We start from the raw sequence: 13125 nt of genomic DNA, 5'->3' as shown, positions 1-13125 counted from the left end.
CGCCCCCATCATGGTCAATTTGCCCCGCGATCGCATGGATCAAGTCGTCAAGCGTTTCGAGATGCTCGAAGCGCAGATGTCGGCCGGCCCAGCGCCGGATGCCTATGTGAAGATGGCGTCCGAATATGCCGAACTGCAGGACATGGTGGCCAAGGTCAGGGAATTGCGAGCGGCCGAACACGAGCAGGCCGACCTCGAAGCAATGCTCGCCGACAAGGGCACCGATGCCGAGATGCGGGCGCTTGCCGAGGCGGATCTGCCGGGGGTGGAGGAACGCATCGAGGCACTGCAGAAGGATATCCAGATCCTGCTCCTGCCCAAGGATGCCGCCGACGACAAGAACGCCATCCTCGAAATCCGCGCCGGAACCGGCGGCGACGAGGCCGCGCTTTTCGCCGGTGACCTGTTTCGCATGTATGAGCGCTATGCCGCCGAGCGTGGCTGGCGGTTCGAGACGGTGTCGGCCAGCGACGGCGATGCCGGCGGGTTCAAGGAAATCATCGCCACGGTCTCCGGCAAGGGCGTTTTCGCCCATCTGAAATTCGAGTCCGGCGTGCATCGCGTGCAGCGCGTGCCGGCGACCGAGGCCAGCGGGCGCATTCATACCTCGGCGGCGACGGTGGCGGTGCTGCCGGAAGCCGAAGAGGTCGACATCGAGATCCGTGCCGAAGACATACGCATCGATACGATGCGCGCCTCGGGTTCCGGCGGCCAGCATGTGAACACCACCGATTCGGCTGTCCGCATCACCCACCTGCCGACCGGCATCATGGTGGTGCAGGCGGAGAAGTCGCAACACCAGAACCGGGCGAAGGCCATGCAGATCCTGCGCGCCCGGCTCTATGACCTGGAGCGCGGCAAGGCCGACGAGGAGCGTTCCGAGTCGCGCAAGTCGCAGGTCGGCTCCGGCGATCGCTCGGAACGCATTCGAACCTATAATTTCCCGCAAGGCCGCGTTACCGACCACCGGATCAACCTGACGCTCTACAAGCTCGACCGGGTGATGATGGGCGAACTCGACGAAGTCATCGACGCGCTGATCGCCGACCACCAGTCGAAGCTGCTGGCCGATATCGGCCTCGATGGCTGACCCTCTGCCCAACGCGCTGGGGCCGCTGTTGCGGGAAGCGCGGGCCAGGCTTGTGGCGGCCGGGGTGGATGATCCCCCGCTCGACGCACGGCTGATCGTCGAACATTTTTCCGGCACGACCCGTACGCAGGCCATTGCCGACCCTGAACATGAGATCGACAGCAACGCCATCGCCGCGATCGACGCCGCCCTGGGGCGTCGAGCCGCCGGCGAACCCGTGCATCGCATCCTGGGCTACCGTGAATTCTACGGTTTGCGCCTGGCGCTGTCGCCGGAAACGCTGGAACCCAGGCCGGATACCGAAACTCTGGTCGAGGCGGTGCTGCCTTTCGTCAAGACAATTGCCGCGCGGGAAGGTTCGTGCCGCATCCTCGATCTCGGCACCGGGACGGGCGCCATCGCCCTGGCGCTGCTGAGTGCGGTGCCGACCGCTACCGCCACTGGCGTCGACATCGCAGCTGGAGCGCTGGCGACGGCGGCCCGCAATGCCGGGCAAATCGGGGTTGGCGACCGGTTCGCGACGGTTCGATCGGACTGGTTCGAAAAAGTTTCCGGCCGATACCATGTAATTGCCGCAAACCCTCCCTATATACTTTCACGAGACATTGGAAATCTGCAGGACGAGGTCCGCGATTTCGACCCACGCCTGGCCCTGGATGGTGGCGTGGATGGGCTGACCCCCTACAGGATCATCGCCGCCGAAGCGGCACCGTTTCTGGAAGCAGAAAGCAGGATTGCGGTCGAGATCGGCCACACGCAACGCAACGAGGTCAACGACATATTCCGCGCAGCCGGCTACGCTGCGGGTGAGTTGTTTCGTGATCTTGGCGGAAACGACAGGGTTCTTGTCTTTCAATGGGAATAAGCCTTGACGCACTGCGAAAAAACCGCTTGGCAATACCGGGGAATGCGGCTAGGGTCGCCTCAACCGGATGAGACGAAGCAGGCAGTGCTCTTAGCGATTCGGTCCTCCTTGGAAATAGCTGCCTTCTTGCGCAAACGACGCCCAAGCTTCGTGCGGGAATCGTCCGGCAAGTGATGTAACCGGAACAGGATGGCACGTGGCGCCAACGCAATTGATGCGGGCGAACGCCGGTGAAGAAACGAAACGGCTGGCTGCATGAGCGCCTCCGTTCGTGACGAGTTTTCGAAAATTTCAAGATGAAGAGAGTCGAATGAGGCCACAACAGCAGAACAGGCGCATGCGCGGTCGCAATAACAATGGCGGCGGCGGTGGCAACAACAATAACAACAACAACCGCAAGGGCCCGAATCCCCTGACGCGCAACTACGAGAGCAACGGCCCGGACGTGAAGATCCGTGGATCGGCTCAGCAGATCGCCGAAAAATACGCCACCTTGGCCCGTGACGCGCAAAGCTCCGGCGACAGGGTCATGGCGGAGAACTATCTCCAGCACGCCGAACACTATAATCGCATCATTGCCGCCGCGCAGGCGCAGATGCCGATCCAGAACGTCCAGCAGAACCGCGACGATTTCGACGATGACGGTGATGAGGATCGCGACGAGTTCGACAATGCCGGGAACAATGGGGCCGGTAACAGCGGCAACACCGTTTCCGAACCGCAAGTACCTGTAATCAACCATGGCGCCGGTCCGCAGCCGGTGATCGAAGGCATGCCGGCGGAGGTCGCGCTGAACCGGGACGGCCGCGACAATCGTGACAATGCCGGGCGTGACAATGCCGGGCGCGATAATGGCGGACGTGACAATAACGGACGCAACAATAACCGCGACAACAATGGCGGGCGCCACCGCGATCGCCGTCCCAATGGCGGCTACGGCCAGAATGGCCAGCGCGATTATGCTTCGTCCGCCGAGCAAGGCGGTCAGCAGCAGCGCAACGAATTCCCGGGGCAGGCGGAAGTACAGGCAGAGCCCGGTTCGCCGGTCGAGACCGCTGCGGTAGCCGAGCCGGCTCCGCTGTTCGAGAGTTTTTCGCCAGCGGCTCTTGCCGCCCAGGCCGAGCTCAACGAGGCGGCCACCGAGAGCGGTGCCGCCCGCCGTCCGCGCCGTCCGCGCCGTCCGCGCGCCAGCGCCGACCAGGTCGACGCCGGCAGCGGCAATGCGGATGCCGGCGAGGTGGCCGCGGCTCCGGCAGACAACGGCAGTTCCGAGCCGGTGATTGCCGACATCGACAACTGATCGAACACCATTTCAAGACATGGAGCGGCGGGGAGAAATCTCCGCCGTTTCCGTTTGGGCTGACGTGGAATATTATGCATTGACCGATATCAAGGCGTCTTGAGACGGCATGGTCCATGCACCATATCTCGGCTGAACAGGATCCGGCTCGAATGGGCGGGTCCGTCACCGCAATCTGATCCGGTGCCGCGAAGCGGGCCGGTGATGGAAGGAGACAGATATGAACCTTGAGAAGTACTCCGAGCGCGTGCGCGGCTTTATCCAGTCCGCGCAGACCATGGCGCTCTCCCGCAATCACCAGCAATTCACTCCCGAACACATTTTGAAGGTCCTCGTCGACGATGATGAGGGCCTAGCCGCGTCGCTGATTGAACGCGCCGGCGGCAACGTCCGCGACGTCAAGCTCGGCGTCGAGACCGCGCTCGAGGCGATGCCGAAGGTGGAAGGCGGCAACGGCCAGCTTTATCTGGCGCAGCCGCTGGCCAAGGTGTTCTCGACCGCCGAGGAACTGGCCAAGAAGGCCGGGGACAGCTTCGTCACCGTCGAGCGGCTGTTGCAGGCGCTCACCATGGAGAAGTCGGCAAAGACCGCCGATATCCTGGCCAAGGCCGGAGTCACCGCGCAGGCGCTGAATCAGGTCATCAATGACGTCCGCAAGGGCCGCACCGCCGATTCGGCGAGTGCCGAGCAGGGCTATGATGCGCTGAAGAAATATGCGCGCGACCTGACCGCGGATGCCCGTGCCGGCAAGCTGGACCCGGTGATTGGCCGCGACGACGAGATCCGCCGCACCATCCAGGTGCTGTCGCGGCGCACCAAGAACAATCCGGTGCTGATCGGTGAACCGGGCGTCGGCAAGACGGCGATCGCCGAAGGCCTGGCGCTGCGCATCGTCAATGGCGACGTGCCGGAATCGCTGAAGGACAAGCAGTTGATGGCGCTCGACATGGGCGCGCTGATCGCCGGTGCCAAGTATCGCGGCGAGTTCGAGGAGCGGCTGAAGGCCGTACTCTCGGAAGTCACCTCGGCCAATGGCAACATCATCCTGTTCATCGACGAAATGCACACTCTGGTCGGTGCCGGCAAGGCGGACGGTGCGATGGATGCGTCGAACCTGTTGAAGCCGGCGCTCGCGCGCGGCGAATTGCACTGCGTCGGCGCCACCACGCTCGATGAATACCGCAAGCATGTCGAGAAGGATCCGGCACTTGCCCGCCGCTTCCAGCCGGTCTTCGTCGATGAGCCGACGGTGGAGGACACGGTCTCGATCCTGCGCGGCCTGAAGGAGAAATACGAGCAGCACCACAAGGTGCGCATCTCCGACTCGGCGCTGGTGGCGGCGGCGACGCTGTCCAATCGCTATATCGCCGACCGCTTCCTGCCGGACAAGGCGATCGACCTGGTCGACGAGGCCGCCTCGCGGCTTCGCATGCAGGTCGATTCCAAGCCCGAGGCGCTGGACGAGATCGACCGCCGCATCATGCAGCTCAAGATCGAGCGCGAGGCGCTGAAGGTCGAGACGGATGACGCCTCGAAAGACCGTCTCGCCCGCCTGGAAAAGGAACTTGTCGGGCTCGAGGAAGAATCCACCGAGATCACCGCCAAATGGCAGGCCGAGAAGCAGAAGCTCGGGCTCGCCGCCGACTTGAAGAAGCAGCTCGACGAGGCGCGCAACGAACTGGCCATTGCCCAGCGCAAGGGTGAATTCCAGCGCGCCGGCGAGCTTGCCTATGGCAAGATTCCGGAACTGGAAAAGAAACTCAAGGAAGCCGAAGCCCAGGACGGCAAGGCCGGCATGGTCGAGGAGGTGGTCACCCCCGACCACGTCGCCCATATCGTCTCGCGCTGGACCGGCATTCCGGTCGACAAGATGCTGCAGGGCGAACGCGACAAGCTGCTACGCATGGAAGACGAGATCGGCAAGCGGGTCGTCGGCCAGGGCGAGGCGGTGCAAGCCGTTTCCAAGGCAGTGCGGCGCGCCCGCGCCGGTCTGCAGGATCCGAACCGGCCGATCGGCTCGTTCATCTTCCTCGGGCCGACGGGTGTCGGCAAGACCGAACTGACCAAGGCGCTGGCAAGCTTCCTGTTCGACGACGACAGCGCCATGGTGCGCATCGACATGTCGGAGTTCATGGAGAAGCACTCGGTCGCCCGGCTCATCGGCGCGCCTCCCGGCTATGTCGGCTATGAGGAAGGCGGCGCGCTCACCGAAGCGGTGCGGCGCCGGCCCTATCAGGTCGTGCTGTTCGACGAGATCGAGAAGGCGCATCCCGATGTCTTCAACGTGCTTTTGCAGGTACTCGATGACGGCCGGCTCACCGACGGGCAGGGCCGCACGGTCGATTTCCGCAACACGCTGATCATCATGACGTCGAACCTCGGTGCCGAATATCTGGTCAATCTCGGCGAGGACCAGGATGTCGACGCGGTGCGCGACGAAGTGATGGGCGTGGTGAGGGCATCGTTCCGGCCGGAGTTCCTCAACCGCGTCGACGAGGTGATCCTGTTCCACCGGTTGCGCCGCAAGGACATGGACCGCATCGTCGAAATCCAGCTCAAGCGGCTGGAAAGCCTGCTTGTCGATCGCAAGATCACGCTGTCGCTGGATCACGAGGCGATCGAGTGGCTGGCGGCCAAGGGCTATGACCCGGCCTATGGCGCGCGGCCGCTGAAGCGGGTGATGCAGAAGGAGTTGCAGGACCCGCTGGCGGAGAAGATCCTGCTCGGCGAGATCCTCGACGGCTCGACCGTCAAGGTGACGGCCGGCTCCGACCGGCTGAACTTCCGTTCGAAGCCGACGGTCGTGGCGACCGAAGCGGCGGCTTGATCCCGCGCCGCGCGTCCACCCTGGGCGCGCGGCGTTTTCATACTGATGATGGGGCGTGGATGACGCTGGACGACTACAACAGCTTCTGCGCCTCGCTTCCCGCAACAAACCATGTCGTCCAGTGGGGTGGCGCCCATGTCTGGAAGGTCGGGACCAAGGTGTTTGCGATCGGCGGCTGGGATCAGGGCCAGCAGCTCTTCGTCACCTTCAAATGTTCCGACATCGCCTATGACGTGCTCAAGGAGCAGCCGGGCTTGCTGCCCGCGCCCTATCTTGCTTCACGCGGCATGAAATGGATCCAGCGTCGGACAAGCCAGAGCATGGATGATGGTGCGCTGAAGGACTATTTGCGCGAAAGCCATCGCCTTGTCGCCCTGAAGCTGACCAAGCAGGCGCGCAAGGAACTGGGCCTTGCCGCAAGCTAGCTGATATTCGTCTATACGCCGGAAAACCGCCATCTTCATGCCCGGTTCATGTTGGAACCATATGGTGGGGTAACTGGTTTGCTGGCGAAGGGGTTCGCCGAAGAACGACGCCGGGCGGCGGCAACTACGGACCGGAGAGTTTGGCCACAATGTTCCGCACGATCTTTGCCCTTTCGGCGCTCGCCGCCGGGCTTGTGTCTTTTGGTGCGCTTGCTGCGCCGACACAGGACAATGCACCACGGCTTGTGCGCGCTGCCGATGACGGCGGCATTCTCGTCGCCCAGGATGGGAATCTGGATATCTACTATGATGCCCGCGGCAACCGCGTCATCGTTGATGCCGATACCGGCAAGGTCATCGCCATCCAGCCGCCGCAGACACGGCTTGACCGGCGCGCGCTGCGCCGCGAGACAAGGCTGCGCGAGTTGGGCCGGGCTCCCGCCGATGACGACCGTTACTATCTCGACAATCCGGAAGACATGGCGCGGTTCCGCCGCAAGCAGTTGGAAGAGGAAGGCCGGGTCATCCCGCCGCCGGCCGACGAATATGACCCCTATGGCGACAATTCGGTGGAAGCCTATCCGCCGGCGCCGCAGGACGACGGCAATTACGACAACAACTATCCCGATGCGCCGCAGCCGGCAAAGCCGGGCACCATCAAGCGCCAGCCGCTGAACGAGGCCTCGATAGACCCTGTGCAGCCGACGGAACAGGCACCGCCCGCCGACCAATCGGCATTGCCGCCGAAGATTGACGGCAAGACCACGGTTGACCCATCGCTGTCGCTGGGCGCCCGCCAGGATGTAGCGGCGCTGCAGGTGCTGCTCGACCGGGGTGGCGCTTCGCCTGGCGTCATCGACGGGCGGTTCGGCTCGAATGTGGACAAGGCGATCGCCGCGTATAATGAGATCACCGGCAGCAATCTCAAGTCGACCGATGCTGTCGGTATCCAGACGGCCCTTGCGCAGTCCGGTGGCGACGCGTTTGCCAACTATACGATCACCGCGGAGGATGCGGCCGGTCCCTATGTCGCCTCGGTCCCGGAAGACTACAGCCAGAAGGCGCAGCTCAACTGCATGTGCTACACCTCTGTCACCGAGGCGCTGGCGGAGCGCTTCCACATGGACGAAAACTATCTGAAGTCGATCAACAAGGGCGTCGACTTCAACCGCCCCGGCACGATCATCAAGGTCGCCAATTTCGGCAAGCTGGTGTCAACGCCCGTCGCGCGCATCGTTGCCGACAAGACCAAGAAAGAAGTGTACGCCTACGATGCGGGTGGCAAGCTGGTCGCGGCCTATCCCGCCACCATCGGCTCGGCCGATACGCCGTCGCCCACCGGCATCCACGCCGTGTCGCGCATCGCGCTCGATCCGAACTATACCTACAACCCGAACATCAATTTCAAGCAGGGCCAGAACGACAAGATCCTGACCATTCCGCCCGGCCCCAACGGACCTGTCGGGTCGGTCTGGATTGCCTTGGACAAGCCGACCTATGGCATCCACGGAACGCCCGAACCGTCGAAGATCGGCAAGACCGAAAGCCACGGCTGCGTGCGCCTGACCAACTGGGACGCGCGCGAACTCGCCAAGCTGGTGTCGCCGGGCGTTACCGTGGAGTTTGTCGGCGGACCTTCAGCCGATGACGTTGCGCAGCAATGAGCCGCGCAGCGCGGCGGCGTAGATCAGCTGCACGACCAGAATGAAGCCGACGCTGAGCAACGGGTTGACCAGGCAGAGTGCGGCGCCTATCGCCCACAGGATCTGCGCCTTGACGATACGCATGTAGACCATGCGCCTCGTTTCGGCGTCGACATCTTCCGCGACAAAGCCGTTCTTTTCCGCATAGTGCCAGCTGGCGAACAGGGTGACGCCGAGCATCAGCAGGTTGAACCAGTAGACCAGCACCGCGGTCCTGAATTCGAGGAAGTCCGCCAGCAGGTCGGTCGAAAACGGCAAGAGCGCGATAAAGGCGAGAAAGCAGAGGTTCAGCGTGGCGAGCCGTCTGTCGGACTTGGCGATCAGCCCATGCTGGGCCTGCTGGCCGAACCAGAATATGGTCAGGGTCAGGAAACTCAACGCATAGGTCAGGAAGCGCGGCGCCAGTGCCGCGATGGCGGCGAGCAGATCGCTCTCGGAATGAACAGTCTCATGCGCCGGTACCCTGATCTCGAGCACGATAAGCGTGAGTGCGATGGCGAAGACGCCGTCGGTGATGCCGACAATGCGGCCGCGTCCTTCCGCCGACGCTTCGAGTGGGCGCTTCATCGGTTCCTCCGCCTGCGGTTCCCGGAAAAATCTAGCACGACTGAGGCCATTTGCATCCGGACGGGATGTTTCCTGGCAATATGGCTGGTTTCAAGGACTACAAGCTGCTGGCCGGTTGTTGCCAGCCCAGCGGCGGTCTAAGCAGAGTGCCATGCATTCGCCAGATGAAGCCGCCGCAATTCCGCTGACCAGACCGGTCACGAACGGGACGTTCTGCCCGCAATCGCAGCGCCGATACGTGCTGATCGCGGCGATCCTGGCGTCGGCGCTCGGCTTCATCGACGGTTCGATCCTGGCCATCGCCATGCCGGCGATCCGCGTCAATCTTGGCGCCAGTCTCGCCGAGGCGCAGTGGATCTCCAATGGCTATGCGTTGACGCTGTCGGCGCTGATCCTCGCCGGCGGGGCCGCCGGCGACCGGTTCGGGCTGCGCCGCGCCTTCGTGGCCGGCATCGTGTTGTTTGTCGCAGCCTCGCTTGCCTGTGCGCTGGCACCGAATGCTGTCGTGCTGATCGCGTTTCGCGCCCTCCAGGGCATTGGCGCGGCGATCATGGTACCGGGCAGCCTCGCCATCATCGCCAAGGCCTACCCAAAGAAAGAACGCGGCCGTGCGATCGGCATCTGGGCGGCGGCCTCGGCGCTGACCACCGCACTCGGCCCCGTGCTCGGCGGCCTCGTTTTGTCGGCTTTCGGCGACGGCATCTGGCGTGCGATCTTCGCCGTCAACCTGCCTCTCGGCCTGATTTCGATCTATCTCCTGCTTGCCAAGATTCCAGCCGATGCGCCGACGGAGAAACGCAGCCTGGATCTCGGCGGTGGGGCGCTGGCGACATTGGCCTTCGGCGCGCTTGCATATGGGCTGACGTCAATGAGTTCCAGCGGCGAGGGCCACATGGCGGGGCCGAGCATTGCCGCCGGCGCGGTGCTGCTTGTGGTCTTCATCCTGTTCGAGCAGCGACAGCGCGAGCCGATGATCGATCTCAGCCTGTTTCGCATCGGCGCTTTCGCCGGCGCCAATGTAGCGACCTTCTTTCTCTATTTCGCGCTGTCGGCCAATCTCTTCTATCTGCCGATGCTGCTGATCGCCGGCTGGGGGCTGAGCACGGCCGAGGTCGGCTTCATCTTCCTGCCGCTGTCTGCATCGATCGCACTTCTGTCGGGACCGGTCGGTCAATTGTCTGACCGGATCGGGCCGCGTTTCCCGATCGCCTGCGGCAGTCTGATCGTGGCTTTCGCCTTTGCCGGACTTGCCTTGCTCACCCATGCCGGCATCCATAATTTCTGGACGGGGACGTTCCCGCTGATGGCGCTGATGGGACTAGGCATGGCGCTGGTCGTCTCGCCACTGTCGACCGCGATCATGACAGCGGTGGAAGACAAGGATACGGGGGCTGCTTCCGGCATCAACAATGCCGTCTCGCGCATTGGCGGCCTGATCGCGGTGGCGGCGATGGGATCGCTGGCGGCCTGGGTCTATGCCCATGCACTGGACGGCAGTGCGATTTCAGCCGTACCAGGCTTCGGCGAACCGGCACCGGCCGGACTGGCGCCCGCGCTCGATGCGGCACGGCTGGCCGCCAGTGACGCTGCCTTCTCCGTGGTCTCTTGGGTGACGGCGCTGCTTTGCCTGCTTTCAGCTGTCATCGCGTGGACGACAATTTCCGGAGAGCCGCTGCCGTGGTCGCGGCGTGCGGAAACCAGGCAAGACTGAAACGTGCAGGTTCAGCCTTCGATCTTGGCGCTGGCGACTTTCAGTGAATTGCCATCTTCCTGCTTCAGCAGATCGTCGATGCGCTCGCGCTCGCGCTTGAAGGCAACGAGGTCGTCGCCTTTCAGCACCTTGCCGACCGGCAGGCGGACCCGCATCGGATCGACCTTGGTGCCGTTGACGATCAATTCGTAGTGGAGATGCGGGCCGGTGGCGAGGCCGGTCTGGCCGAGATAACCGATGGTCTGGCCCTGGCGCACCCGCATTCCCGGCTCGATGCCTTTGGCAAAGGCGCTCTGGTGATTGTATGAGGTTTCGTAGCCATTGGCATGGCGGATGATGATCTGCTTGCCGTAGCCGCCGGCCCAGCCGACCTTCTCGATGACGCCGTTGCCGGCGGCGATGATCGGCGTGCCGATCGGGGCAGCCCAGTCGACGCCGGTGTGCATGCGGACATAGCCGAGGATCGGGTGCTTGCGGGCGCCGAAACCGGAGCGGAATTTTCCGGCCGGCAGCGGATTGCGCAGCAGGAACTGCTGGGCGCTCGAGCCGTCCTCGTCGAAATAGTCGGTGCTGCCGTCCTGCATCTGGAAACGGTAGAAGTTGCGCGTCGTGCCGCCGAATGTCGCCGAGACGTAGAGAAGTTCGGAATTGTCCGATGTCTGGTCGTCACCGTCGGGCTGCGAGAACAGCACTTCGAGGCGGTCGGAGGGATTGAGGCGGGACTGGAAGTCGACGTCGGACGCCAGGAGCTTGATCAGCCGCTGGGTCATCGCCTTGGACATGCCGTAGGAATAGGCGGCACGGTAGATGCCGTCATAGACATTGGGCAGGTTGCCGCGCACGACAACGGGTGCCGACGAATCATCGAACGCCGTCAAGAGTTCGGGATTCGGCTCCGGTTCCTGCGCCGGCACATACTGGCCGCGGTCGTCGAGCGCGATGGTGACGATATGCGTGGTCTTGTCGTAGACGCTGGTGCGCACGACCTTGGCGGCATCGCCGTGAACCTCGAGGCCGACGCGCAGCACGGTTCCGGCTTTCAGCGTCGGCGCGTTCAACAGCTTGGCGATTGCTTCGGCCATGCCGGTGGCGTCGTCACCCGTATAGCCCGAATCGGCAAAGGCCTCGGTGAGGTCGGTGTCCTTGGTGAAGGGAATGATTTCCTCGGCAAAAGCCGGTGCCTGGTCGTCAATGGCAGCACGCGGCGACACCGAGACGTTTTCCGGCACGATCTTGACGTCGTAGGAGCCGGCCATCGACTCGGCAAAGGCTTCGCCGAATCGCTGCGGATCGACATAGTGGAGTGAAGCGACCTGCACGGCGCCGTCACTGAGGTCGGTGCCCGCTTCGCGTACCACCTTTTCCACCTCGTCGGCTGAAAGGTCGCTCTTTTCGTCGAAGGTGGCCGTCTCGATGGGGAAGTCGACGGTCTTCAGGCTCATCTCGCTTTCGACCTTGGCGCCATAGATCTGGCCGGAGGCGGCGGAGGCCGTCGCTGGTTGCGCGGGGGCATCGTCGCCGTCGTCGCCGAATACCTGCATCGGGTCGAAGGGCGGGTAGGGCCGGCTGGTGGTGTGGCCGGCGGCGAGCGCCATCTTGATCTGCACGAAAGGCATGGTGTGGATGACATCGCGGTCGCCGACCTTGGTGACCATCGACACTTCCATGCGGCGGCGGTCCTTGGCCTTGGCGATCTGGCGCGGCGCCACCAGCCTGGTCGTCTTGGCCACCTCGCCGGAATCGCCATTGCTGGCAAGGCCGATGAGTTCGGCGATCTCGGGTGGGGTCGCCAGCTGCTGGCGACCGTCAAGGGCGGCGAACAGCGCCACGCCCATCAGCACGCTCGAGGTTACGCCCGTCAGGAATGTTCCCGACAGCCAGCGCGCAGAAACCTCGCGCCGATCGGGCGGGCCACTGCGGCCATCCGCGATAAGCGGCGGCTCATTGCCGAGTTCGGCTATGACATCTTCCGTATCTGGCATCCAGAAAGGCTGCTTCTTCCCCGGGCGGAACGGCTTGTCGCTTTTGTTGTGGCCATGACATTTGCCTGTCACGGCAGGTTAAGTCAACGAAGCCTCAGGCCCCGGTCGAAATCCCCCCAACGCACTTCTCTATATAGAGCACTCTGCAAAGCGGGCGGCGGGCCTTCTCTCCAAGGCTCATCGCGCGGTTCTATAAGAGGCTCCTGGAAGAGAGCATCGCACGGCTGTGCTGCTCCTTCTTTGTTGGCTTTGGTGTCGACCGGCAATGCGGCGGCAATAGGGCTCCTTCGTGGCCGCCTCCTCGTGTTATCCACGGTTCCCTTGGGGCAGTCGGCTATCGACAGGGCGCCTCCAAAATTTCTGTCGCAAAAAGTTCAAAAACTTTGGAATGTGGTGTTGACAGTTTTGGTTGGTGGCGACTATATACGCCTCACGAACGAGGGCGGTGCGCCGCTGGCGACGAAGAAGTTTGCTTCTAAGACTGCCCTCTGCGAAATTCAAGAGAGCCGCGTGAGCGACACTCGAACGGCCCCGAAGCCAAGGTGTAACGGGCCACGACGCTGCGTGAAGCGGTGTCTGTTCTTTGAAAATTGAATAATGAAGAAAGAGAAACGTGGGCGGCAGAGTCCTGCTGAACCTCTTACTCCGCCAGGGG

9 protein-coding genes are annotated in these 13125 nt (G+C 63.2%); 7 read left to right on the top strand and 2 right to left on the bottom strand.

The features are described from left to right. Nucleotides 1-10 precede the first annotated feature (10 nt). The 6 genes from prfA to FJ977_RS14085 all read left to right on the top strand — a co-directional run bounded on the left by prfA (nucleotide 11) and on the right by FJ977_RS14085 (nucleotide 8171). Nucleotides 11-1090 (top strand): peptide chain release factor 1, encoded by a 1080-nt coding sequence (prfA, locus tag FJ977_RS14110; RefSeq protein WP_056576253.1) that lies wholly within the window; start codon nucleotides 11-13, stop codon nucleotides 1088-1090. Further along, the gene (gene prmC / locus FJ977_RS14105; protein WP_140772244.1) at nucleotides 1083-1955 is read left to right on the top strand and encodes a peptide chain release factor N(5)-glutamine methyltransferase; all 873 of its coding nucleotides are present in this window, start codon (nucleotides 1083-1085) and stop codon (nucleotides 1953-1955) included. The genes prfA and prmC overlap by 8 nt, the downstream gene beginning before the upstream one ends. A gap of 310 nt (nucleotides 1956-2265) precedes the next feature. Beyond that, nucleotides 2266-3255 carry a DUF4167 domain-containing protein gene (locus FJ977_RS14100; protein ID WP_140772242.1) on the top strand — a complete coding sequence of 330 codons (990 nt, stop codon included), beginning with the start codon at nucleotides 2266-2268 and terminating at the stop codon, nucleotides 3253-3255. A gap of 220 nt (nucleotides 3256-3475) precedes the next feature. Continuing rightward, nucleotides 3476-6082, top strand: coding sequence for an ATP-dependent chaperone ClpB (gene clpB / locus FJ977_RS14095; RefSeq protein ID WP_140772240.1), 2607 nt, complete (start codon nucleotides 3476-3478; stop codon nucleotides 6080-6082). Between the two features lie 59 nt (nucleotides 6083-6141). Continuing rightward, nucleotides 6142-6507 carry an MmcQ/YjbR family DNA-binding protein gene (locus FJ977_RS14090; protein WP_140772238.1) on the top strand — a complete coding sequence of 122 codons (366 nt, stop codon included), beginning with the start codon at nucleotides 6142-6144 and terminating at the stop codon, nucleotides 6505-6507. 149 nt (nucleotides 6508-6656) lie between these two features. Beyond that, complete coding sequence (locus tag FJ977_RS14085) at nucleotides 6657-8171, top strand: L,D-transpeptidase family protein (protein ID WP_140772236.1); 1515 nt, start codon at nucleotides 6657-6659, stop codon at nucleotides 8169-8171. Here the strand turns inward: FJ977_RS14085 and FJ977_RS14080 are convergent. Beyond that, a complete protein-coding gene (locus FJ977_RS14080; RefSeq protein ID WP_140772234.1) occupies nucleotides 8145-8777 on the bottom strand; it encodes a TMEM175 family protein in 633 nt (210 codons plus the stop codon). The two genes, FJ977_RS14085 and FJ977_RS14080, sit on opposite strands and share 27 nt — an antisense overlap. A 151-nt stretch (nucleotides 8778-8928) precedes the next feature. Between FJ977_RS14080 and FJ977_RS14075 the strand changes: the two genes are divergently transcribed. Further along, on the top strand, nucleotides 8929-10488 hold the full coding sequence (locus FJ977_RS14075) for an MFS transporter (RefSeq protein WP_140772232.1): 1560 nt from the start codon (nucleotides 8929-8931) through the stop codon (nucleotides 10486-10488). A gap of 11 nt (nucleotides 10489-10499) precedes the next feature. Here FJ977_RS14075 and FJ977_RS14070 read toward each other — a convergent pair whose 3' ends face one another. Next, entirely contained in the window at nucleotides 10500-12470 is a 1971-nt protein-coding gene (locus tag FJ977_RS14070; protein ID WP_181179815.1) for a M23 family metallopeptidase, read from the bottom strand. Between the last annotated feature and the right edge of the window lie 655 nt (nucleotides 12471-13125).

Origin of the sequence: Mesorhizobium sp. B2-1-3A (assembly GCF_006442655.1) — a bacterium.
GTDB lineage: Bacteria > Pseudomonadota > Alphaproteobacteria > Rhizobiales > Rhizobiaceae > Mesorhizobium.
Note: the sequence above shows the minus strand (reverse complement) of the source record. Positions and strands in the feature narration are given on the sequence as shown.